21 protein-coding genes are annotated in these 21,340 nt (G+C 72.4%); 6 read left to right on the top strand and 15 right to left on the bottom strand.

What is annotated here, in order from left to right; translation table 11 throughout:
* Positions 1 to 108: 108 nt before the first annotated feature.
* The 7 genes from M8542_RS04145 to M8542_RS04115 all read right to left on the bottom strand — a co-directional run bounded on the left by M8542_RS04145 (position 109) and on the right by M8542_RS04115 (position 9,011).
* Positions 109 to 3,537: a beta-ketoacyl synthase N-terminal-like domain-containing protein gene (locus tag M8542_RS04145; RefSeq protein ID WP_257918645.1), complete on the bottom strand. Its 3,429-nt coding sequence runs from the start codon at positions 3,535 to 3,537 to the stop codon at positions 109 to 111.
* A 434-nt stretch (positions 3,538 to 3,971) separates the two neighbouring features.
* Positions 3,972 to 4,220 (bottom strand): hypothetical protein, encoded by a 249-nt coding sequence (locus M8542_RS04140; RefSeq protein WP_257918644.1) that lies wholly within the window; start codon positions 4,218 to 4,220, stop codon positions 3,972 to 3,974.
* Between the two features lie 93 nt (positions 4,221 to 4,313).
* Positions 4,314 to 5,579, bottom strand: a complete 1,266-nt coding sequence (locus tag M8542_RS04135) for a PucR family transcriptional regulator (RefSeq protein WP_257918643.1) — start codon at positions 5,577 to 5,579, stop codon at positions 4,314 to 4,316.
* A gap of 24 nt (positions 5,580 to 5,603) precedes the next feature.
* Entirely contained in the window at positions 5,604 to 6,302 is a 699-nt protein-coding gene (locus M8542_RS04130) for an alpha/beta fold hydrolase (protein ID WP_257918642.1), read from the bottom strand.
* Positions 6,303 to 6,318: 16 nt separating this feature from the next.
* Positions 6,319 to 7,404 (bottom strand): FAD-dependent oxidoreductase, encoded by a 1,086-nt coding sequence (locus M8542_RS04125; RefSeq protein ID WP_257918641.1) that lies wholly within the window; start codon positions 7,402 to 7,404, stop codon positions 6,319 to 6,321.
* A 104-nt stretch (positions 7,405 to 7,508) separates the two neighbouring features.
* The gene (locus M8542_RS04120; RefSeq protein WP_257918640.1) at positions 7,509 to 8,195 is read right to left on the bottom strand and encodes a TetR/AcrR family transcriptional regulator; all 687 of its coding nucleotides are present in this window, start codon (positions 8,193 to 8,195) and stop codon (positions 7,509 to 7,511) included.
* A 57-nt stretch (positions 8,196 to 8,252) separates the two neighbouring features.
* Positions 8,253 to 9,011, bottom strand: a complete 759-nt coding sequence (locus M8542_RS04115) for an ATP-binding protein (protein ID WP_257918639.1) — start codon at positions 9,009 to 9,011, stop codon at positions 8,253 to 8,255.
* A 355-nt stretch (positions 9,012 to 9,366) separates the two neighbouring features.
* Between M8542_RS04115 and M8542_RS04110 the strand changes: the two genes are divergently transcribed.
* Positions 9,367 to 9,792, top strand: a complete 426-nt coding sequence (locus tag M8542_RS04110) for a DoxX family protein (protein ID WP_257918638.1) — start codon at positions 9,367 to 9,369, stop codon at positions 9,790 to 9,792.
* Here the strand turns inward: M8542_RS04110 and M8542_RS04105 are convergent.
* Positions 9,789 to 10,304, bottom strand: coding sequence for a VOC family protein (locus M8542_RS04105; protein WP_257918637.1), 516 nt, complete (start codon positions 10,302 to 10,304; stop codon positions 9,789 to 9,791). The genes M8542_RS04110 and M8542_RS04105 overlap by 4 nt on opposite strands.
* Before the next feature lie 46 nt (positions 10,305 to 10,350).
* Positions 10,351 to 10,989 (bottom strand): TetR/AcrR family transcriptional regulator, encoded by a 639-nt coding sequence (locus tag M8542_RS04100; protein ID WP_257918636.1) that lies wholly within the window; start codon positions 10,987 to 10,989, stop codon positions 10,351 to 10,353.
* 50 nt (positions 10,990 to 11,039) lie between these two features.
* Here M8542_RS04100 and M8542_RS04095 point away from each other — a divergent pair, with 50 nt between their 5' ends.
* From M8542_RS04095 to M8542_RS04085, 3 genes are all read left to right on the top strand, one after another.
* Positions 11,040 to 11,495, top strand: a complete 456-nt coding sequence (locus tag M8542_RS04095; protein ID WP_257918635.1) for a YybH family protein — start codon at positions 11,040 to 11,042, stop codon at positions 11,493 to 11,495.
* Between the two features lie 204 nt (positions 11,496 to 11,699).
* A complete protein-coding gene (locus M8542_RS04090; protein ID WP_257918634.1) occupies positions 11,700 to 12,569 on the top strand; it encodes an alpha/beta fold hydrolase in 870 nt (289 codons plus the stop codon).
* A 4-nt stretch (positions 12,570 to 12,573) separates the two neighbouring features.
* Positions 12,574 to 13,170: a TetR/AcrR family transcriptional regulator gene (locus M8542_RS04085; protein WP_257918633.1), complete on the top strand. Its 597-nt coding sequence runs from the start codon at positions 12,574 to 12,576 to the stop codon at positions 13,168 to 13,170.
* Here M8542_RS04085 and M8542_RS04080 read toward each other — a convergent pair.
* The 6 genes from M8542_RS04080 to M8542_RS04055 form a co-directional block, all read right to left on the bottom strand.
* On the bottom strand, positions 13,160 to 14,281 hold the full coding sequence (locus M8542_RS04080; protein ID WP_257918632.1) for a S1 family peptidase: 1,122 nt from the start codon (positions 14,279 to 14,281) through the stop codon (positions 13,160 to 13,162). The two genes, M8542_RS04085 and M8542_RS04080, sit on opposite strands and share 11 nt — an antisense overlap.
* A 406-nt stretch (positions 14,282 to 14,687) precedes the next feature.
* Positions 14,688 to 15,029, bottom strand: a complete 342-nt coding sequence (locus tag M8542_RS04075) for a hypothetical protein (RefSeq protein ID WP_257918631.1) — start codon at positions 15,027 to 15,029, stop codon at positions 14,688 to 14,690.
* 167 nt (positions 15,030 to 15,196) lie between these two features.
* Positions 15,197 to 16,381 carry a GGDEF domain-containing protein gene (locus tag M8542_RS04070; RefSeq protein ID WP_257918630.1) on the bottom strand — a complete coding sequence of 395 codons (1,185 nt, stop codon included), beginning with the start codon at positions 16,379 to 16,381 and terminating at the stop codon, positions 15,197 to 15,199.
* 110 nt (positions 16,382 to 16,491) lie between these two features.
* Positions 16,492 to 18,174, bottom strand: a complete 1,683-nt coding sequence (locus M8542_RS04065) for a sulfatase-like hydrolase/transferase (RefSeq protein ID WP_257918629.1) — start codon at positions 18,172 to 18,174, stop codon at positions 16,492 to 16,494.
* A gap of 94 nt (positions 18,175 to 18,268) precedes the next feature.
* Entirely contained in the window at positions 18,269 to 18,664 is a 396-nt protein-coding gene (locus M8542_RS04060) for a PPOX class F420-dependent oxidoreductase (protein WP_257918628.1), read from the bottom strand.
* Complete coding sequence (locus M8542_RS04055; protein WP_257918627.1) at positions 18,661 to 19,566, bottom strand: NmrA family NAD(P)-binding protein; 906 nt, start codon at positions 19,564 to 19,566, stop codon at positions 18,661 to 18,663. Before M8542_RS04055 ends, M8542_RS04060 begins: the two co-directional genes overlap by 4 nt.
* A 206-nt stretch (positions 19,567 to 19,772) precedes the next feature.
* Here M8542_RS04055 and M8542_RS04050 point away from each other — a divergent pair, with 206 nt between their 5' ends.
* Together M8542_RS04050 and M8542_RS04045 are read left to right on the top strand one after the other, a co-directional pair.
* Positions 19,773 to 19,967: an antitoxin gene (locus tag M8542_RS04050; protein WP_257918626.1), complete on the top strand. Its 195-nt coding sequence runs from the start codon at positions 19,773 to 19,775 to the stop codon at positions 19,965 to 19,967.
* 75 nt (positions 19,968 to 20,042) lie between these two features.
* Positions 20,043 to 21,215, top strand: a complete 1,173-nt coding sequence (locus tag M8542_RS04045; protein ID WP_257918625.1) for a VanZ family protein — start codon at positions 20,043 to 20,045, stop codon at positions 21,213 to 21,215.
* Positions 21,216 to 21,340 lie beyond the last annotated feature (125 nt).

The following is a 21,340-nucleotide window of genomic DNA, read 5'->3' as shown; positions in this document are numbered from 1 at the left end:
GGCCGCGAAAGCCGGCTCCGGCGCCCGCTTCCCGGGCTGAGCGGCGAAGCCGGGCCACCACGCCCGCCCCGGCATCCCGGCCCAGCGCCGACCCGCCTCGCATCGCGCTCACGACCGATCCCCCACACCCGGCGGATCGACCCAGTACCGCGCCCGCCGGAACGGATGTCCGGGCAGCGGCACCCGCCCGGGGGTCGCGCCGTCGTGGCGCGCCGCCCAGTCCACGTTCGCGCCGCCGACCCAGCGGGCCGCCAGCTCGCGCGCCGCGCCGACCGGGCCGGCCAGCTCCCCACCCTCGGTCAGCTCATCGAGCGCCGAGACCGCATCCGCGACCGTCGTCGCGATCACCGCCGCCCGGCACGCGAACTCCTTGCGCCCCACGGCCAGGGTGTAGGCCACGTCGGCGAGGTCCGGTGGGTCGGCCACGAGCCGGTCCCGCAGCGCGGAAAGCGCCTCGCGCAACGCCCGCGGGTCCCGGGCCGACACCGGCAGGACGTGCGGGCCCTCGGCGGTGATCCGCGGCCCGGCGGCCGGCGCCTCCTCGACCACCACGTGCACGTTCGCGCCACCCATGCCGAACGCGCTCACCCCGGCCACCCGCCGCGGCGCGTCCGGCCAGTCGGCCGCCTTGACCGGAACGTAACACGGGCCGCCGGCCAGGTCGACCTCCGGGTGCGGTGCGGTGAAGTGCAGGTTCGGTGGAATGACGCCGTGGCGCACGGCCAGCACCGCCTTGATCAGGCCGGCCACCCCGGCGGCCGCGTCGAGGTGCCCGATGTTCGTCTTGACCGAGCCGAGCGCGCACGTGCCCGCCGGGACGTCCCGGTAGACCCGGTTCAGCGCCGCCACTTCGATGGCGTCGCCGAGCGGGGTGCCACTGCCGTGCGCCTCGATCAGCCGGACCTCACCCGGGTCGACCTCGGCGACGGCCAGCGCCTCGGCGACCGCCGCGGCTTGGCCCGCCGGGCTCGGCACCGCGTAGCCGGCCCGGTCGGCGCCGTCGTTGGTCATCGCCCAGCCGGGCAGCACGGCGTGGATGTGGTCGCGGTCGGCGAGCGCGTCCGACAGCCGCCGCAGCACCACGACCCCAGCCCCCGAGCCGAACCCGGCGCCGTCCGCGGCGACGTCGAAGGAGCGGCACCGGCCGTCCGCCGACGCCAGGCCGCCGGCGCGGTAACGCGGCCACGTGACGCTCACCCCGCCGGCGATCGCCAGGTCGCACCGGTACTCGGCCAGGCTCTGCGCGGCCAGTCCCACCGCGGCCAGCGAGCTGGAGCAGGCGCTTTGGACGGCGACCGCGGGCCCGGTCAGCCCGAGCCGGTAGGCGACCTGGCCGGGCAGGTGGTCGGTGAGCTGGCGCCCGAGCAGCCGGCCCTCCCAGTCGTCCGGGTCGAGCTCGCCGCTCACCGCCGGGTTCCCGAACAGGTGGAACAGGAAGTACCGGTTGACCCCGGCCGAGGTGAACACGCCGACCGGGCCGTGCTCGGTCGCCGGGTCGCGGCCGGCGTCTTCCAGTGCCCGCCAGGCCGTTTCCAGGAACAGGCGGTGCTGCGGATCGGTGCGGGCCGCCTCGTCCGTGGCGAACCCGAAGAACCCGGCGTCGAAGTCCTCGACACCGTCCAGCCGTCCCCCGGCCCGCACGTGCGCGGGGTCGGCGCGCAGGCCGGGCCCGATGCCGAGCGCGGCCAGCTCGTCGTCGGCGTAGTCGTGGACCGCGTCGACCCCGGCGCAGAGGTTCCACCAGAACGCGTCGGCGTCCGGCGCGCCGGGGAACCGGCAAGCCAGCCCGACGACGGCGATCAGGTCGCTGCCCGGCTCGTCCTCGGCCGGCGCCGCCGCCGCGATCGGCCGTTCGTCCGAAGTGGACTCTTCGAGGTAGGCGGCTTGGGCCGCGACCGTGGGCCGTTCCAGCAGGCCGAGCAGCGGGACGGCGACCCCGGCCGCCGCGGCCAGCCGCTGCTGGACCTCGCCCAGCAGCAGCGAATGCCCGCCGACGTCGAAGAACGCGTCACCGGTCCCGAACCGGTCGTGGCCCAGCACCGCGCACCAGATCGCGTGCACGCGCCGCTCGGCGCCGTTCTTCGGCCCGGTCCGCGTCGGCGTCTCCGGGCGCGGATCCGGCAGGGCGGCCTCGTCCAGTTTGCCGGTGACGGTGAGCGGGAACGCGCCGACCACGACGACGGCCGACGGCACGGCGTACCGCGGCAGCACCTCGGCCAGCGCCGCCCGCAACGCCGCCGGGTCGGCTTCCCCGGCGGGGACGACGTAGGCGAGCAGCTCGCCGTCGCGGACGATCGCGCGGGCGTCGGCCACCTCGGGCCGGTCGGCGAGCCGCGCCTCGACCTCGGTCAGCTCGACGCGGAACCCGCGCACCTTGACCTGCCGGTCCAGCCGGCCGAGGCAACCGAGGGTGCCGTCCGGCAGCACCTGGCCGAGGTCGCCGGTGCGGTAGGTGCGGACGCCGTCGGCAGTCACGCCGAACGCCGGGCTCGGCTGGTCGAGGTAGCCGTCGACGAGGAACCGGCCGCTGACTTCGAGCTCGCCGCCGTCGAGGACGGTGAGGGTGTAGCCGGGCAGCGCGGCGCCGATCGGCAGCGGGCCGGTGGTGTCCGGGCCGACGTCGGCCGCCCTCAGCCGGTGCTGGGCCGCGAAGGTCACTTCGGTGGCGCCGTAACCGTTGACGAACACGCAGTCCGCGGCGAACCGGCCGCGGCGGACGTCGGCGTAGGTCGCCTGCTCACCACCCAGGAGGACGGTCCGCACCGAGGGCAGGTCGCCGTCGAGGGCGTCGAGCAGGTAGCGGTAGACCGTCGGGGTCGAGTGGTAGACGGTCACCTGGTGCCGCGCGAGTTCGCGGGCGGCGTGGGCGACGCCGTGGGCGCGGACGTCGACCGGCACCACCGCGGCGCCGGTCAGCAGCGCCGGGTAGAGGTCGGGGATCGCCGCGTCGAAGCCGAAGGAAGCCAGGAGGCTGACCCGGTCGGCGGCGGTGATGCCGAGCGTCGCGATCTGGTTGTCGACGACGTGCAGCAGGTTGCGGTGGGTCTGCGCGACCGCCTTCGGCGGGCCGGTGGAGCCGGAGGTGAACAGCACGTAGGCCGGCGAGCCGGGGTCCGGGTCGGGCACCGGCAGCGGCGCGGTGTCCGACCCGGACCGGACGACCCGCGCGGAGCTGCTGCGGCACAACGCTTCCGCGAGCTCGACGTGCTCGGGGTCGGCGAGCACGGCCGCCACGCGGGCAGCGGTGATCTGGTGCGTGAGGCGTTCGCGCGGGAAGGTCGGGTCGAGCGGGACGTATACGCACCCCGCGGCGAGCGCGCCGAGGATCGCGGCGATCGACGGCGTGCCGTGCCCGGTCAGCAGCCCGACGAACTCACCGGGCCGGACGCCGGCGTCGAGCAGCCGGGCGGCGTGCCCACCGGCCAGCGAAGCCAGCTCGGCGTAGCGCAGCACCGAGCCGTCCTCGACGACGGCGATCCGCTCGGGCGACTGCCGCGCGACTTCCGCGAAACGTCTGATGCAGCCGGCTTGCGTCATCGCTCGAGAAGTGCCCGCTCCAACGGTGAATGGGCATGCGGCAGCCACGGCGGTGACGAGGTCTTCATCTCACTCCCCAGTGCGATTCATGGTGAAGAATCACGCAAGGTTAAGGCTCTCGACGCCGACTGGGGATACGTAATCCGCAGAGTTGGTCCGAATGGACCAGCTATCCCGGACCGCGACCACCCGTTCGCCGCGACTTCCACCGTGGAATCCGCCCTGGAATCCACTTATTCCCGACAACCGGCCACCGTGGACAATCGATTGACTACCCACCGTGATATGTCGGGAGATGTTTTCCCGTGGTCGGAGATTCACCGACTGAGGATTGCGCAATTGTTGAATCGGCACGCGGGAGGTGGTGATTTCACGAAATCGATCCAGCCCCGCGGCGGAGGCCGCGGGGCCGGCTCGGGAGAAGGTCCGGGACGTCAGCCGGCGTTGGCGAGGAACCCCGGCCCGGACGGCGCGCTCTCGACCAGACACGCGTGGCACGGCATCCCACGCAGCCCGTCGAGCACTTCGGCCTCGCCGGGGAAGATCGCCTCACCGCAGAGCGCCGTCAGGTGCGACGGCACCGGGCCCGCCGGCACGGGGATCAGGTGACAGACGCGTCTGCTCTCGCCGACGACGCCTCGGCGTAGCCGCACCAGTGCGAGCATCCCACCGTTCTCACCCATGACCGGAACGGTAGGCCGAACGGCGTACAAGAGCTTCGTGCCCTCGACCCAACGATCTTCGAACCCGATGGTCCGGGGCACCAAAAGGGCAGTTCAGCCCGCGGACAGCACCGCCGCGCCCAGCCGCTGGCACAGGTTCAGCGCCAGCTCGATGTCCAGCCGGCCTTCGGCGAGCTCCCGCGGGAGCAGCTCCTGCGCCTTGCGGACGCGGTACTGCACCGAGTTCTTGTGCATCGTCAGCTCGGCCGCCGCCGCGGTGTAGCTGCCGCCGGTCGCCAGGAACACCCGGAGCGTGTCGCGGAGCCGGCCGCAGTTCTCGTCGTCCGCGCTCAGCGGCCCCAGCGTGCTCGCCACCCACAGCTTCGCCGCGTTCAGGTCGCTCGTCATCAGCGCCACCGTGCCGACGTCGCGGAAGGTCAGCGCCCGGTCGCAGTGCTCCCCCGCCGCCAGCGCCAGCGCGTGCACCCGGCGGGCCTGCTGGTGGGTGTCGCGGAAGCCCGCGACGCCGGTGGCCGGGTCGCCGACCGTGACCCGCACCCCCGGGTCGGCCTCCGCGAGCGCGCTGTCGAGGTGCTCTCGGCGGACCGACGCGCCGGGGGCGAGCGGCAGCCACACCCACGCGCCGGCCTCGTCGCGGGGCACGAACAGCGGCCGCCCCTGGCCGCCGGCGCGTTCCAGCACCGCGCCGGCCACCGACTCCAGCAGCGACAGCGCGTCGTCGACGTACGCCTCCGACGCGTGCCAGACGATCATCCCGACGTGCGTGCCGCGCAGGCGGTAGCCGATCAGCGCCTCGGCCGCGTCGACGTCGGGCGGGCCGCCGTTGTCGCTCAGCAGGTCCTGCACCTTCGCCGCCCGCGCGGCACTCCGGTTGAGCAGCCACTTGTCGCGTTCGTCCTGGTAGACGCTCACCAGGTGGCGGACCACCCGGGTGATGAACTCGTAGGCGACCTTGAGCAGCCGCCGCATCATGGCCCCGAGCAGGGCCGCGTCGTCGACCACCCGGATGCACTCCTGGAACCCGAAGTCGAGCATCGCGGCCTGGCCCAGGTCGTACGCGCGGATCAGGTCGAACACCGGGGTGCCGCGCTGCGCCAGCCGCCGCGCGTACTCCATCGCCGCGGCCGGCGGCTCGACCATCCCGGGGTCGATGCCGTGCTGGAAGATCTGCAGGGCGGTCTCGATGTTCTGGTAGACGCTCGCCGACAGCAGGCTGACCATGCGCTCGTCGTCGTTGACCAGCTGGGGCAGGTCGGCGGCGTACAGCTGCACGAGTTCGCCGGTGAGCTCACCCGCGCGGCCCGCGAGGGTGGCGGCGATCTCCCGGATGCGCTCCGAGACGAGTTCTTCGTCCACCATGGAGCCACTCTACGGGGTGGTGGATCATGCTTTCGCGAGGAACTCGTCGATCAGGGTGAACGTTTCGCCGGGGGCCTGAACGTGGGGCACGTGCCCGGCGCCCGCCACGACCTCGAACCGCGCGTCGGCGAAGCCGCCCGCGTAGGCCTTGCCGAACGCCGGCGGCACGACGACGTCGTCTTCACCCCAGATCAGCAGGGCCGGGACGCGAACCCGGGCGAGCCGGCGCAGCAGCTTCGGGTCGGCGACCTCGGGTCCGGCGTAGGTCCGCAGCGCGGCCATGTCGGCGGGGTCCGGACCGGGCGCGCCGGGCGGCGGCTGCGGCATCCGCACCGGGTGGCCGTCGACGGCCGGGCCGATGCCGTCGAGGACGACCAGCCGGGCGATGCGGTGGCCGCGGTCCCGCACGGCCATCTCCGCAGCGACCCAGCCGCCGAAGGAGCTGGCGACCACGACGACGTCGGTGGCGTCCTCGTCGTCGAGGAGGTCGAGGTAGGTGACGGCCAGGTCGTCGACGCCGCTGAACCAGTCCGGCCGCGGTGTCCCGGCCCAGCCCGGGTGGGTGGGCGCGAGGACGCGTGCGTGCGGCGCGAAGTGCTCGACGACGCCGGCGACGCCGTCCGGCCCGCCGCCGCCGTGCAGGACCAGCACGGTGCGCTCGCCGCGGCCGGTGTCGACGAGGGGGATGTCCAGTCCCGGATGGGGACGCAGAGTCCGGGTCATCGGGGTGTCCTTTCGGTCAGTGGTGGGCCAGCATCTGCTCGACCATCGCGGCGGGCGCGTCCGGCCGGAAGCAGGCTTCGAGGTTGTCCGCCGAGTCCCGCGCGGCCTCTTCGGCCCGCGGGAACAGCGTGGTTTCATAGGTGGTGAGAGCACTTTCTACGTCGTCGTGCGCGGCCAGCGCGAGGGCCAGCTCGGTGGCGTCGAGCATGGCGAGGTTCGCGCCCTCGCCGGCGAAGGGCGACATCACGTGCGCCGCGTCGCCGAGCAGGGTCACGCCGGGGACGCGGTCCCAGCGGTGGCCGACCGGGAGGGCGTGGATCGGCCGCGGGATCAGCGGGTCGTCGCTGTGCTCGAGGAGCTCGAGCAGGCCGGGGCTGAAGTCGGCGAAGGCGTCGAGCAGGCGCTCGCGGTCGGCCAGCCGCTCGACCGCGGCCGGGTCCTCGTTGCGGACTGCGGCGTACACCCGGATCCGGCCCCCGCTGTTGCGCTGGGCGATCAGCCCTTTTCCACCCGCCAGGGCGAACATCGAGCCCGGGCCGACCAGCGCGGCTGTTTCTTGGTCCACATCGGACAGATGAGCCTCCACGAAGGACAGTCCGGAGTACCCGGGCACGGCGGCGGAGAGCACCGGCCGCACCTTCGACCACGCACCGTCCGCGCCGACGACCAGGTCCGCCTCGACGACGCCCCCGGAGGAGAGGGTGAGCCGGCCGGGCGCGACCGACGTGACTTTGGTTCCCCAGCGGACGACTCCCGCGGGCAGCGAGTCGACGAGAATGCGCTTGAGGGTGCCACGGTCCACTTCGGGCCGGGTGCCCCCGCTCGCTTCGGCGGTCTCTTCGAAGTGGACGACGCCGTGGCGGTCCAGGATCCGCAGCGCTTCGCCTTCTTCCCGGGCCACGGCGCGGAACTCGGCAGAAAGGCCGGCTTCGGCGAGGGCCCGCTGGCCGGACTCCTCGTGCAGGTCGAGCGTGCCGCCCTGATCGCGGGCGGTGGGGGAAGCGTCGAGCTCGTAGACGGTCGACGCGATCCCGCGGGTGTGCAGGACGCGGGCCAGGGTGAGCCCACCCAGCCCACCCCCGACGATGGCGATCGTGGTCATCGGGTCTCCTCGGGTTCAGGCCGCCGGGGTGGCGGCTTCGTGGGCGGGTGACGGGTCCTCGATTCGCAGCGCGGAATCCCGGGCAGCCGACGCCAGGCGGGGCATCAGGCCTCCCCCGATCCGGGCCGCGGCGTGGCGAGCGCGCCGTTCAGCAGCGCGTCGAACGCCCACCGCGCGCGAGCAGGCCCTGGCCCCGACACCAGATCAGCGCCCAGCTCGGCGATGTGCGGGTGCGTCTCGGCCGAAACCGTGGCCAGCGAGCCGACCATCTCCTCGTGCTCCCGGGTCGCGCCCGGCTTCTCCCGGCGCGTGCCGTGTTCGACGGCGGTCGCCGTGGCGGTCAGCAGGAGCACGTCCACCGCCCAGGCCGCCTGGCCCGGCGCCATGCCGCCCTCGGCGAGCAGTGCCAGCACCCGCTCGACCAGCGCCAGGTAGTGCCGCCCGCTCAGCCGGGTCACCAGCGCGACCCGGGCGAGGCTCGGGTGCGCGTACAGCACCGCCCGGTAGGAGTCGAGCACCGCCCACAGCCGCTCGCGCCACTCGCCCGCGCCCTCGAGGTCGACCTCGGCGAGCAGCTCGTCCAGCACCGCGGCGTGCAGTTCCTCGGTGTCCTTGACGTACACGTAGAGCGACGCCGCGCCGGTGTCGAGCTCCTTGGCGAGCCGGCGCATGGTGACCCGCTCGACGCCTTCGGCACGCATCAGCGCGACGGCCGTCGTCACGATCCCATCGCGGGTCAACGCCGGCTTCGCCGGGCGCTCTCGACGGTTGTAGGTGCTTTCCGGAGCCATGCCACCACCATAACGAACACGTTCGTGACGAACACGTTCGTGCGACCCGGGTCACACTCAGGGGCCGATCGCCCGGCCCCGGCGACGCTCCGGCAGCGCCAGCACCGCCCACACGACCTTCCCGCCCGTCCAGCGCCCGCTGCTGCCCCACGCCCGCGCGGTCTGAGCGACGATCCGCAGGCCAAGCCCGGGTTCGAGGATGTCCGCGCGCTCGATCAGCACGGCCGGGCGCGGGTCGTCGTCGCTCACGGCGATCGTCAGGAGGTCCTGCCGCAGGTCGAGCCGCAGCCGCGGTTCGGACGTCGTGTGGCGCGACGCGTTGTCGGTGAGCTCGGCCGCGATGAGCGTGCCGTCGTACTCGAGCGAGGGCACCCCCCACTCCCGGGTCCGGTCGCTGACGAAGGCCCGCGCCTGGGCGATCCCGGCCTCGCCGCGCGCCAGCGCCCGGCCGGCCCGACGGCGGATCCGCCGCGGCAGCGCGCGTTCCGCGGTCTCGACGTCCGGGTGCACGGGCACGAACCGGTCGAGCCCGTAGCGCTCGAACAGGGCGAGGTGCGCGGGGCACCGGGTCACGACGGCCATCGGGATGCCCGGCCACTCTTCGAGCCGCTGGGCGACGAAGGGGAACAGGCTCGGCGAGCGGACATCGAGGGCGAGGCCGTCGATGTCGGCGATCACGCCCGGCGGGGTGTCGGCGCCGATCTTGAGGAGGCCGTCGCGCAGGAGGGGGCAGCCGGCGAGGTCGAGCTCCCCGGTCACGGTCACCAGCGCGCTCGACGTCCGGGACCGCAACCGCAGCTCGACGCCCTCAGCCACGCGCCCTACGCTAGTCCCCCGCTGAGCGGGCGCAAGCAACCGCTTTGTCCGGCAGGTCGCCACAACGCCGAAACAATCGGAAACATTTCCGCAACCGGACCACTGCGCTAACTGGTCTGGACCACAATGCGAAGATCACCCGGACGGCGGTTTTCCCTTTACGGTTAAGCAAGATCTCCGCCTCAGTGAACCACTGCGGCCACCGGTACGCAATTACCGAGGAAATCGCTTAACAGAACTTATGGGGGGTGTGACCACGCCGGTCGAGCGGTATATGTGAACCACCTGAATCCGCGGTGGCCGGCTCGACCCGCCGGCCGGCCCGATGCCGCCCGCACCCGACCCCGGAGGCACCATGCACCGCCTGGAACCGGCCCGCGAACACGTCATCGGGCTCTACCGCATCGTCCTGGGCTTCCTGTTCGCCTGCCACGGCCTCAAGACGTTGTTCGGCCTGTTCGGCGCGAAGACGACCGCCGCGTTCGGCGCGTGGCCGGGCTGGTGGGCGGCGGTGATCCAGCTCGTCTGCGGCGCCCTGGTCCTCCTGGGCCTGGCCACCCGGCCGGCCGCCGTCCTCGGGTCCGGCTCGATGGCGTTCGCCTACTTCACCGTGCACCTGCCGGCCGGGCTGCTCCCGATCCAGAACGGCGGCGAGGCGGCGACCCTGTTCTGCTGGGCCCTGCTGCTGGTGGCGTTCGTCGGCCCGGGCCGCTTCGCGCTCGGCAACCTTCCGGCACTGCAACGGACTTCGCAGCCGGAAGGCACCCGCGTCACGGCTTAGGAGCGTGAGATCCCGACCCCACTGCGGGCGTCGGGGCCGTACTTCGCGAGCTCGCCCGCGAGGTCGAGCCGGCCGATGGCCGCGCTCTTCGCGCGGTCGTCGTCGGTCAGCAGCTCGCGCGGGATGATCCAGACCACTTCGAACTCGAGGCCGCTGGGATCCTTGGCGTACAACGACTTCGTGGTCCCGTGGTCGGACGAGCCGACCAGGGCGCCGGCCGCTTCGAGCTTCTCCGCGACGCGCTTCAGGTCGCCGAGCGTGTCGACTTCCCAGGCGAGGTGGTAGAGACCGACCGACGACTGCCCCGCACCGGAGTCCGTCGCGTGCGCGCCGACCTCGAAGAGGCCGAGGTCGTGGTCGTTGGTCGAGCCGGGCGCCCGCAGGAACGCCGCGCCGCGGTGGCGGTCGCCGCCTTCGATGTAGCCGAAGCCCAGCACGTCCCGGTAGAACGCGACGCTCTCGGCCAGGTCGCGGACGTACAGCACGGCGTGGTTCAGGCGGAAGATCGACATCGGGGCTCCAGGCCGCGCTGCGCGCAAATAGGTTGAAGTTTCAACTTCAGGGTAGCACGAAGGCCGACACCCAGAGCCGGCCGAGCCAGGCCGCGTAGCGCTCGTCGGACCACTCGCGCCGCTCGGCGAGCTGGTGCCACAGCGTCCCGTCGGTCGTGGTCCACAGGACGTCCCGGCACTCGCCCTCGGACACCGCCAGCCGCCCGGTGGCCGCGGCCGCCCGCGCGTGCTCGGCCATGGCCGCCAGCCGCTCGCGGTCGATGTCGGCGACCAGCGCCGCCGCCGCGGCTTCGCTCGCCGCCGCGGCGCGCACCGCGATGTGCAGCCGCGCGGTCCGCCGCATGGCCGCGGTGTTGACGACCGCGAAGGCGGTGAAGCGCTTCCGCAGGTCGGGCTCGGCGAACCCGGCCCGCAGCTCCGGCCGCTCGATCATCGGGATGTCCTGTTCATCGCCGCCCACGGCGAGGTCCCACGTCCGGTGCAGCAGGCCGGCCTTGTTCTTGAACGCCGAGTAGACGGTCTCGGGGGCCACCCCGGCCTCGGCAGCGATGTCCGCGATGGTCGTCCGGCCGTAACCCTTCGTGACGAACAGGGTGTGCGCCGCACGCATGACGCGTCGCCGGTTCTCCCGCGCCTGCTCCTGGCGGCGGCTCGAGTCGTACTGCCGCTTGACGGGCCCGCTCATCGGATACATCCTCACTGTATTGAAAACAGCACAACTGTATTGGAGTCATCATGCCAGCACCCGCCGAAGAGTTCCTGACCGACATGCTGCCGCGGCAGACCGCCGCCGAACGGGCCATCCACGGCGGGGACGCGGGACCCCGCACCGCACTCTGGTCGACGGCCGACCCGGTGAGCCTTTTCGGGGCCTGGCTGCCGATCCGGACGGGTTGGGCCGACGTCAGTGAGGCGTTCCGCCGCGTCGCCGGCCAGTTCTCCGACTCCCGGGAATACCGCTTCGAAGTCGTCGCCGCGGGCGCGAGCGGCGACCTCGCGTACACGATCGGCTTCGAGCACAACACCGTGTCGGTGAACGGCGAGCCGACGACCTACACCCTGCGCGCCACGCACGTGTACCGGAGAGAGGACGGCGAGTGGAAGATCGTCCACCGCCACGCCGACCGCCCGCCGGACGAACCCGGGCCGGCCGAGACGCTCACCGAGACCCACTCTCGGTACGGCCGGTGACCGACCGGGCGACAAACCTTCGACACCGCATCGAGGCCCTGGTCAGGCGCGCCGGCGGTTCGTAGGGTGAGTCCACCGCAGGACACCGTGTCAGCTGTCCCGCGGGCGGTGACACCCCGGATCCGACCTTTCCCCGAAGCCAAGTCCGGGGTGCCACCGCGTCCTCCATTTACATACATACATCACGTATGTAACCATGCCGGGATGACGAACCGAAGCGAATCCCTGGGTCAGGAGCACCGCGTCCGGCTGCCCGCCGGCGAGGTGCGGTACTTCGAGCGCGGCAGCGGCGCGCCGGTGGTCTTCGTCCACGGCGTGCTCACCAACGCCGAGCTGTGGCGCAAAGTCGTCCCCGACGTCGCCGCCAAGGGGTTCCGGTGCCTCGCCCCGGACCTGCCGCTCGGTTCGCACGACCTCCCGATGCGCGCGGACGCCGAGCTCTCCCCCACCGGCAACGCCGACCTGATCGCCGACTTCCTCGACGCGCTCGACCTGCGCGACGTCACGCTCGTCGCCAACGACACCGGCGGCGCGCTGACGCAGATCCTGCTCAGCCGCCGGCCGGAGCGGGTCGGGCGGGTCGTGCTCACCCCGTCCGACTGCTTCGAGTACTTCTTCCCGCCGATCTTCAAGGCGCTGCCGCCCGTCGCCAGGATCCCCGGGTCGATGGCGGTGCTCGGGCAGCTGCTGCGGATCCGCGCGCTGTACCCGCTGCCCGTGCTCTTCGGCTGGGTCACCAAGCGGCCGCTGCCGGACGACGTCGCCCAGGCCTACCTCTCACCGCTGCGGAAGTCCGCCGGGGTGCGCCGGGACCTGCGGAAGCTCCTGCGGGAGGTCCACCCGCGGCACACACTGGCCGCCGCGGAGCGGCTGCGGAGGTTCGACCGGCCGGTGCTGCTCGCCTGGGCGAGCGAAGACAAGCTCTTCCCGATCCGGCTGGCCCACCGGCTCGCCGAGCTGCTGCCGGACGCGAAGCTCGTCGAGATACCGGACTCCTACACCTTCGTGTCCGAGGACCAGCCCGCCGCGCTGGCCGGGCACATCGTCGAGTTCGCGGGTGTCATGGCAGATTAGGCGGGTGCGACGTACCCAGCAGGACCGTTCCGCCGGCACCAGGGCCGCCCTGGTCGCCGCCGCGCGCGAACTGTTCGCCACCCGCGGCTACCAGGCCGTCCCGGCGGACGAGATCACCCGCGCCGCCGGCGTCACCCGCGGCGCGTTGTACCACCACTACGCCGACAAGCAGGGGTTGTTCCGCGCGGTCGTCGAAGAGCTCGAACGCGAACTCCTCGAAGAGATCGAAGCCGCGTTCGGCGGCGCCGCGGACCCGCTGACCGGCATGCTGACCGGCCTCGGCGTCTTCCTCGACGCCTGCCTGCGTGACGAGGTCCGCCGCATCTCCCTGACCGACGCGCCCGCCGTGCTGGGCTGGGAGGCGTGGCGGGAGATCGAGGAGGAGTACGGCCTCGGGCTGCTCGTCAGCGTGCTCGAGCAGGCCAAGGCCGACGGGCTGATCGTCGACCAGCCCGTCCGCGCCCTGGCCCAGCTCGTGCTCAGCGCGGTGATGGAGGCGGCGAGGATGATCGCCGCCGCCGAGGACCCCGGCCGCACGCGCGGTGAGGTCCAGCAGGTCCTCGGCGGCTGGCTCGCCAGTCTCCTCGCGGTCAAGCAGTGACGAGCGAAAGCCCGTAGGTCTGCAGGATCTCGTTCACCGGCTGGAACCACGTCTCGCCACCGGAGCCGCAGTTGCCCCAGCCACCGGAGGTGACGCCCTGCGCCTGGTCACCGGTGATGAAGGAGCCACCCGAGTCGCCGGGCTCGGCGCAGACGTTGGTCCGGGTCACCTGGTACACCGCACCTTGGGAGTAGTTGACGGTCTCGTTGAGCCCTTCCACGACCCCGCAGTGCCAGTGCGTAGTCGAGCCCGAGCGGCACACCGACGTGCCGACCGGCGCGACCCAGGAGCCGCGCACGAGCGCGTCGCTGACCGTGCCCCAGCCGAGCACGACCGGCGCGGTCCACCAGCCGTTGCCGATCCGGATGAACGAATAGTCGTTGCCGGGGAAGGAAGATCCGGCGAAGGTGCCCATCGCCGAGCCGTCCCAGCCGACGACCGAGCTGCCCACGCCGCCGCAGTGCCCGGCGCTGACGAAGCCGCCCTGCACGGAGAAGCCGATGGAACAGCGGGTGTTCCCGTTGATGTAGTAGGGATCGCCGCCGACCGTGCCGGCCGAGAACGGCTCGGCGGCCGGGGCGGTCGCCACGGTCACCGGGCCGGCCTCGCGTGCTTTCGCGAGGAAGCTGTCGACGTCGGCGCCGTGCGCGCCCGGCCGCAGGGTGACCACGACGCTGCCCGCACGCGGGTCGGTGCGCCAGCCGCTGACGGCGGCGGGCGCCGGCTTCGCCTTGGCCGAGGCGTCGATCGCGGCCTTCGCCGCGTCGAGCTTCGCCGCGCTGATCCGCGCGGGCGCGGTCTCGGCGCCGGCTTGCCGGACGGCGCCGGCCACGGCCGGGTCGGTCACGCCGACCACGAGCTTGCCGCGCCCGGGGTCGAACCAGGCGCCGGCGAAGGCCGCACCGGCGGCTTTCTGCGCGGCCGGCATCACCTGCGCGGCCGTCACCTCCTGGCCGAGCCGGGTCTCGGCCTGGGCGGCGGTCAGGCCGAAATCACGTTGCATGGCGGCGATCAACCCGGGTGCGGCGACGGCCGGGCTGAGGGAAGCGGAGGCGAGGGACGCGGTCAGGACGGCCGCGCCGCCGAGAGCCAGGGCGATTCTTCGACGCATGAGGTGTCCTCCAGAGCCGGGGGAAAGAAACACACTGTCCAGCGAGTGTGCGTCGCGGCTGCGAAGCTGGTCCAGATTTGTCCGGTCTTCTGTCCGGATTTTGCGGAGGCGAACGTCTGTCCACTGCGGACTGCACGATCGAACCCGTTGCGCCATAGGGCTTTTCGTGAACGCCAAAGGAGCGCGAACGGCTCTCGCCCGTCCGCGCCGACGGTCCTGCCCTCCTCCCGAGAGAGGTTTGGACCAGTACACCACGCGAGCGCGCGAGCAGGCCCGAACCAGAGTCTGCGGGGCACCAGACGTGCATGACCGTCCCCCTGAGCGGCACCTGGAGGGGCACCCGGCGGCGCCGCACAGCACCGTCCGGCCACCCGAAAACGGCCGGCCGGACGGTTGGCGCGCGAAATCAGATTTCGTCGACGTGGTAGGAGTACACGCGCGCCGGAACGAGCAGCGCTCCCGAGCATTCCGCGACGGCGGGGCCGAACCCGTACGGCACGAATTCGCCGGCGACGAACCAGAAGGCGCTGCCGTTCGAGCAGTGCGCGATCACGCGGTATCCGTAACCCTCACCCGGGAAACAGCTGACCGAAACGCCTTCCCCGAAGAGGGTGCCGTAGCGCTCACCGAAGCAGCCGGGTGGCGCGAAGTCGCCACCGGCGGCGGCCGCGGGCACGACCGACAATCCGAACAGCGAAAACAACGCAACCGCGAGAACAGCCAGCTTTTTATATACATTGCTTCGCATGAGCACTCCTCAGTGCACGCGGGACCCGACAATGTGAAGCGTAGAAGCGCGAAGGAATTACCGGCAATTCATCGGGCCAGTGAAAACGAGCGCAGCGGAAAGTCACCACGCTGCTCCATCCGGGCTAGCCCACGCCGGAAACGCAGAACGGACGAGTGAGCCGGTCCTCAGCGGCTCACGCAAACCCGGTCCCGCCCGGCGTTCTTCGCCGCGTAGACGGCCTTGTCCGCCGCGCCGAGCACGTCGTCCACCGCCGGCCCGGCGGCGGGGTGCACCGCCACCCCGATCGACACCGAGAGCCCGTCGATCCGCGTGCCGCCGGCGACCACGACGAGCTTCGCCACGGCATCACGGATCCGCTCGGCGACCGCCACCGAGTGCCCGCGCCCGATGCCGGGCAGCAGCACGACGAACTCCTCGCCGCCGAAGCGGCCCACCGAGTCGTAGACCCGCACCTCGCCCCGGACCGCTTCGGCGACCGCGCGCAGCACGTCGTCCCCGGCCAGGTGGCCGTGGGTGTCGTTGACGTGCTTGAAGTGGTCGAGGTCGAGCATCAGGAACCCGCAGTCCGCGCCGGTCCGGGTCGCGCGGCCCAGCTCGGCTTCGGCCCGCGACCGCCATTCCGCGATGGCCAGCAGCCCGGTCTTCGGGTCGTGGACCTGCACCTCCAGCCGCCGGCCGAGCTCGCCCCGGTGCAGCAGCACGACCGGCAGCACCAGCAGCGGCACCAGCCAGGGCCGCACCGGCAGCAGCGCCGCGGCCGCCGCGCCGAGGCACAGCGTCGCCAGGTCGAGCAAGTTCTCGGCCACCGATCCCGCGAACGCGAGGATCGGGCGCCCCGGCTCGTGCAGCTTGAAGCCGATCATCACGAGCACCGTGTTGACCAGCACGAACGCCACCCCGGCCGCCACCGGCCCGCCGACCGCGGCGACGGTGCCCGCGGCGAAGACGGTGACGACGTGGGTCGCGGCCGAGCAGGTCGCCCGGTACAGCCGGACGCCGGGCACGCCGCCCGCCGTGCGCGCCCACAGGTGCGTGTACACCAGCATCGCGAGCAGGGCGGCCAGTCCCACCGGCACCGACAGCGCCGCGGCGAACAACCACACCGAAGTGACGCTGACGTGCGGGTTCCGCGAAAGGAACCGCCGCATCCGCTCGGCCTTGGCCGACAGCTCGGCCTGCACGAGCGCCGAGCCGAGCAGCACGGCGAAGAACAGCCAGTCCCGCGGTGCCGGCTTGGTCGCCGGCACGGCGACCAGCAGCAACGCGACGGCGGTGACCTCGACGGCCAGGTAGTAGGGCATGACGCCACGCGGCGGGCGCGCCGGACCGGACTCCCCTCGCTGATCCACTTACCCTCCCGTGTCCGTGGATCGGCCGGGCTCCCCCGCCCGGCGCCTCCAGGATAGGCGCGCCGGGCGGTCCGCGGGAAGCCGTCGGCCCGGGAGTCCTCAGTGGAGGGTCAGCGGGCGAACGCGGTGAGGAAGCGATCGCGGAAGGAGTCCATCTTCCAGACCGGGGCCCCGGCGGCCGGGTGCAGGCCGTCGGTCCAGCCCCAGCCGCTGATCCGGTCGAGCACCTTCGGGTCCTTCGCCACGATCGTGATCGGCACGTCGTGCACCGCGCCCTGCGGGGTGACGACCGGCGGCTGGTGGTCGCCGAGGAACACCAGCACCGTGTTGTCGTCGCCGTAGTGCTGCATGAACGAGATCAGCGTCTTCAGCGAGTAGTCGGTGGCGTCGCGGTAGGCGGCGCGGATCTTCGCCGGGTCCTTCCAGACCGACTCCGGCGCCTCGCCCGCGGCCGGCTGCGGCGCGAAGACCGAACCGTCGCCGACCTGGTTCCAGTCCACCAGCCAGGGCCGCGGTGACCACGGCGCGTGGCTCGAGACGAGGTCGACCTCGGCCATCACCGGCTTCTGCGTGCTCTTCGCGAGCTCGGTGCGCTGCAGCACCGAAAGCGTGAACTGGTCGGGCATGGTCGCGTAGGCGTAGCCGGGCCCCTGGTAGCCGACGTGGTGCGCGTCGTAGTAGGCGTCCGGGTGGTAGAACTTCTGCCCCTCCGGCCAGTCCTTGGTGTGCGCGGGGACGTCCCAGACCGTCTTCCAGCCCGCACGCTGGAACGCGCCGCCGAGGGTCAGCCGGTCGCTGGCGAGCAGGTCGTTGTAGCGCTGCTGGTTGTCGATCCACATCCCCGACTGCACGGTCGAGTGGGCGAGCCAGCTCCCGCCGCCGAACGTCGAAGAAGACAGGAAAGCGCTCTTCGCCCCGATGCCCGCGGCCTTCAGCTGCGCGGTGCCGGCGTCGAGCGTCGCGCCGATCTTCGGCCCGAAGTCCGGGTCGTCGAGGGCGACCCGGCCGTAGCTTTCGACGAAGGTGAGCACGACGTTCTTGCCGCGCAGCCCGTTCAGCAGCTGGCTACCCGGTGTGGCGCGGAAACTGTCGTCGGCGGCCACCTCGCCGAACGGGCGCTGCTCGCGCAGGTCCGCGCTGACCTGACGCAGGTCGCCGTAGGCCAGCGCGACGGCGTTCTGCGCGGCGAGCGGCTGGCCCGGCGCGATCTCCACGCCGAACAGCGAGCAGACGATCCAGACGACGCCGAGCACGGCCACCACCCGGGTCGACGACGTCCGGCGCCCGGCGGCGACGCGAGTCAGCCGCAGCATCGCGAGGACCGTGCACACGACGACGGCGACCGCGAGCAGCGCGGCCCCGGCGAGCACGGCGTAGGCGGCCGCGTCGCCGATCTGCCCGGCGAGGAACTCGAGGCCGGCCTGGAAGAAGCTCCAGTCGTAGATCGGGTCGAACGGCTTCTCCAGCGTCGCGTAGAACCCGGTGTCCAGCGCCTTCAGCACGGTGAGCAGCCCGAGGAACAGGCCGACGAGCACCGCGACGACGCGCCGCGCCCGCGGCGGCAGGACCAGCACGAACGCGGCGACGATCAGGCCCTCCACCGGCACCCGGACCAGGGCTTCGGCGGAGAATGAGTTCAGGTCGTCCGGCGCCAGGAGCGCGAACAGCACCAGCAGCGCCGCGAGCGTGGTCAGGACCCGGCCGGCGACGACGTGCCGCCGGAGCCCGGGCCGCGGCAGCCCGAAGTCGGGCAGCGCGGCTGCCGGGGTGCTCGGACCGGTTCTTGCCAGCATGCGGGCCTCACGTCGTTCGCGGCGGTGACCGCGCGGCCCGTGCGGCGGGGCCCGCGATCCTCTCCCCGGTATACGGGCCCCGGCCGCGTGCGGTTCAAGCGGCCGGCGGCCAGTCGTAGAGCTTCTCGGGGACGATCCGGACGATCAGCCGTTTCGCCTCCGGTTCGGGCGGCGGGGTCTTGCCGCCCATGTACCGGTCGTACATTTCGAGCAGCAGCGCCTTTTCCGGGTCGTCGGTGAGCTCGACGCGGCCCCGGATCTCGACGTACCGGCCGGGGCCGCTCGCCACCAGCAGGCTGACCCGCGGGTCGCGCCGCATGTTGCGGGTCTTCAGCCGGCCTTCGATGGTGCTGAAGACGACGGTGTCACCGTCGCGCTTGACGAAGACGATCGACGACTGCGGCCGGCCGTCGGCGTTCGAGGTGGCGATCACCGCCGTGTGCGGGCCGTCGAGCACTTCGCGGGCGGCTTCGGTCAGGGCGAGGGTCATCGAGGGTTCCTTTCGGACAGCCAAGCGGAAAAGGTCAGGAGCCCGGGGTGCAGCTTCCGGGTTTCGGCGGGATCGCGTGCGCCGGCGTAAACCGCTTCGAACTCCCGGGTGAACCGGAACATGTTGGCCAGTTCGGCGGGGAGCACGTCCGGCGGGACGTCGGCGAACCGCACGGGTTCGCCGAGAAATTCCGCGAACGCGGACGCGAGTTCGGCGCCGGTGAGGTTTTCCCCCGAAACGCTGATCGTCTGCCCCGCCAGCTCCGGCCGCCGCAGGATCGCGTGCGCGCAGCGGCCGATGTCCGCCACCGCGATCCCGGGCAGCCGCGCGGGTCCCAGCGGCAGCGCCAGGGCGAGGACGCCGTCGTCGCCGCGGCGGGGGCCGCCGCCGTCGAGGAAGTTCTCCCAGTAGAACGCGGTGCGCAGGAAGGTCGTCGGGACGCCCTCGAACGCCGCGTCGGCCGCGCCCTTGGCGTCGTAGTGCGGGACGCGGTATCCCCCGGGCAGCACCGGGACCCGGTCGTCGGCGAGGGTGCGGGTGTCCTCGAACGTCGACCACACCACGTGCGCGAGCCCGGCGCGGCGCGCGGCCGCGGCCATCGTGGCGGCGTGGGCCGTTTCCCGCTCCGGTGGGTGTTCCTGGCCGGCCGTGACGCAGAACGCGCCGTACGCGCCGTCGAACGCGGCTTCGACGGAACCGGGGTCGTCGAGATCGGCGACCACCACCGCCGCCCCGAGCGCGGCGAGTTCCTTCGCGCGTGGTGAACCCGCGTCCCGGGTGATGGCCCGCACGGCGAGCCCGCCGTCCGGGTCTGCGACGATCGACCGGACCAGCCCGCCGCCTTGGCGTCCGGTGGCGCCGACGACGGCGACCACCCGTTGTTCGTTCGTGGAAGTGCTCATGCCCGTACCGACCGGGCGCGGACCGAAAAGGAATCGGTCCCTACCCGACGTCGTCGCGTTCAAACCCGCCGGGCGGGCTTTCACCCGGGAAAGGGACGGGAATACCCACCTCAGGTGAGTGTGCACGGCCATTCGGTTGCGAGCCGGTTGGCCCAGTGGTCTCCTCGAAGGGCCCGATGATCGGATTCCGAACGAAAGGCCGTCCGATGAACCTGTTCGACAAGGCGAAAGAAGCGCTCGGCAAGAACCCGGACAAGGCCGACCAAGGCGTCGACAAGGCCGCGGAGGCCGCCAAGCAGCGCTTCGGCGACCACGCCGACAAGATCGACCAGGGCTCGGAGAAGGTGAAGGACTACCTCCACAAGCAGGGCGGCGGCCAGCAGGACGCGCCCCCGCAGTGAGCCCACGCCGGTGACCGCCCAGCCGTCCGGGGGAAGCACGCTTCACGCCCCCTTCGGCTGGGTACCACCGGCTCCGTGGTCGCCACCTACCTCGTCCCCGTCCGGACGGCCCTCATCCTCTTCCCGTTCCTCGTGCTGGCCGTCATGCTCCCGGCCGCCTTCGTCAGCTACCGGCGCCGAGGCCGCGCCGGAGGCTGGCCGACGTTCGTGTTCTACGCGTTCCTCTTCTACCTGCTGGCGATCGCGACGCAGACGGTCCTGCCGCTGCCCGCCGACCCGGCGTACTGCGCGGGGCACACCTACGCGAGCTCCCCGCAGCTGCGGCCGTTCTACTTCGTCGAAGTGGTTTCCCAGCGGGCCCGCGGGCACTGGAGCCCGGGTGCGCTGCTGCACAACCCGGCGGTCTGGACCACCGCGCTCAACGTCGTGATGCTGGCGCCGCTGGGCTTCTACGTCCGCTACGCGCAGCGGATGCGGCTCGTGCCCGCGGCCGTCGTCGGCTTCGGCGTCTCGCTGTTCTTCGAACTGACGCAGCTGACCGGGCTGTGGTTCGTCTACCCGTGCCCGTACCGGCTCTTCAGCGTCGACGACCTCATCCTCAACACCGCCGGCGTGGTCGCCGGCTGGTTGCTCGCGGGCCCGCTCGGCCGGCTGCTGCCCTCGCCCGAGCCGGAGCACGAACGACGTCGCTACGCCGCGAAGGTCACCTTCACGCGGCGGCTGTTCGCCCTGGCCACCGACCTGCTCGGGTTCGCCGCGCTGCTGGGCTTCCTGTTCGGCCTGCTGACGCTCTTCGGCGAGGAGCTGACGCACCGCGACACGCCGGTGGTGATCCTCGCCCTGGTGTGGTTCGTGGTGCTGCCCTCGGTTACCGGCTCGACCCCCGGCAAGCGGGCGATGCTGCTGCGCGTGGCGCGGCGCGGCGGCCGCCGCGCCGGGCCGATCGCGCTGCTGGTCCGCAACGGCGTCCTGCTCTCGCCGCTGTGGCTCGGCTGGCTGGTGCTGGACCTGGACCACTGGGACCTCGGCAACCACCCCGAGCAGCTGCTCCTGCCGGTCGCGCTCGCCGCGTCGGTGTTCGTAGTCGGCGTCTGGACACCGCTGGCCGTGCTGCTCGACAACGAGCACCGGGCGCCCTACGAACGGCTGACCAGGACGGTCAACGTGGCCATCGTGCCGGCCGGCGTGACGACCCCGGCGCCGGCGCCCGAACCCGCCCGGCGCGAGGAAGTCCTTAAAGGACGGTGATGGGGCACCGCGCTGCCCCCGTTCGGGGGCGCTGGTAGATTGCGTTCGGAGCAGGTTGAGCCGCCAGCCCGCGTCCCGTTCCCGGCCCTGACCCGGGACACCGATCTTGGATACTGGTTTGGATA

It is taken from the genome of Amycolatopsis iheyensis (genome assembly GCF_024703995.1).
GTDB lineage: Bacteria > Actinomycetota > Actinomycetes > Mycobacteriales > Pseudonocardiaceae > Amycolatopsis > Amycolatopsis iheyensis.
The sequence above is the reverse complement of the archived record's forward strand: the minus strand, read 5'-3'. Positions and strand labels throughout refer to the sequence as shown.

Excerpts from the sequence above, each read along its gene's own strand:
- M8542_RS04145 (WP_257918645.1), bottom strand. The coding sequence starts at position 3,537 with ATGACGCAAGCCGGCTGCATCAGACGTTTCGCGGAAGTCGCGCGGCAG.
- M8542_RS04140 (WP_257918644.1), bottom strand. The coding sequence starts at position 4,220 with ATGGGTGAGAACGGTGGGATGCTCGCACTGGTGCGGCTACGCCGAGGC.
- M8542_RS04135 (WP_257918643.1), bottom strand. The coding sequence starts at position 5,579 with ATGGTGGACGAAGAACTCGTCTCGGAGCGCATCCGGGAGATCGCCGCC.
- M8542_RS04130 (WP_257918642.1), bottom strand. The coding sequence starts at position 6,302 with ATGACCCGGACTCTGCGTCCCCATCCGGGACTGGACATCCCCCTCGTC.
- M8542_RS04125 (WP_257918641.1), bottom strand. The coding sequence starts at position 7,404 with ATGACCACGATCGCCATCGTCGGGGGTGGGCTGGGTGGGCTCACCCTG.
- M8542_RS04120 (WP_257918640.1), bottom strand. The coding sequence starts at position 8,195 with ATGGCTCCGGAAAGCACCTACAACCGTCGAGAGCGCCCGGCGAAGCCG.
- M8542_RS04110 (WP_257918638.1), top strand. The coding sequence starts at position 9,367 with ATGCACCGCCTGGAACCGGCCCGCGAACACGTCATCGGGCTCTACCGC.
- M8542_RS04105 (WP_257918637.1), bottom strand. The coding sequence starts at position 10,304 with ATGTCGATCTTCCGCCTGAACCACGCCGTGCTGTACGTCCGCGACCTG.
- M8542_RS04100 (WP_257918636.1), bottom strand. The coding sequence starts at position 10,989 with ATGAGCGGGCCCGTCAAGCGGCAGTACGACTCGAGCCGCCGCCAGGAG.
- M8542_RS04095 (WP_257918635.1), top strand. The coding sequence starts at position 11,040 with ATGCCAGCACCCGCCGAAGAGTTCCTGACCGACATGCTGCCGCGGCAG.
- M8542_RS04090 (WP_257918634.1), top strand. The coding sequence starts at position 11,700 with ATGACGAACCGAAGCGAATCCCTGGGTCAGGAGCACCGCGTCCGGCTG.
- M8542_RS04080 (WP_257918632.1), bottom strand. The coding sequence starts at position 14,281 with ATGCGTCGAAGAATCGCCCTGGCTCTCGGCGGCGCGGCCGTCCTGACC.
- M8542_RS04075 (WP_257918631.1), bottom strand. The coding sequence starts at position 15,029 with ATGCGAAGCAATGTATATAAAAAGCTGGCTGTTCTCGCGGTTGCGTTG.
- M8542_RS04065 (WP_257918629.1), bottom strand. The coding sequence starts at position 18,174 with ATGCTGGCAAGAACCGGTCCGAGCACCCCGGCAGCCGCGCTGCCCGAC.
- M8542_RS04060 (WP_257918628.1), bottom strand. The coding sequence starts at position 18,664 with ATGACCCTCGCCCTGACCGAAGCCGCCCGCGAAGTGCTCGACGGCCCG.
- M8542_RS04055 (WP_257918627.1), bottom strand. The coding sequence starts at position 19,566 with ATGAGCACTTCCACGAACGAACAACGGGTGGTCGCCGTCGTCGGCGCC.
- M8542_RS04050 (WP_257918626.1), top strand. The coding sequence starts at position 19,773 with ATGAACCTGTTCGACAAGGCGAAAGAAGCGCTCGGCAAGAACCCGGAC.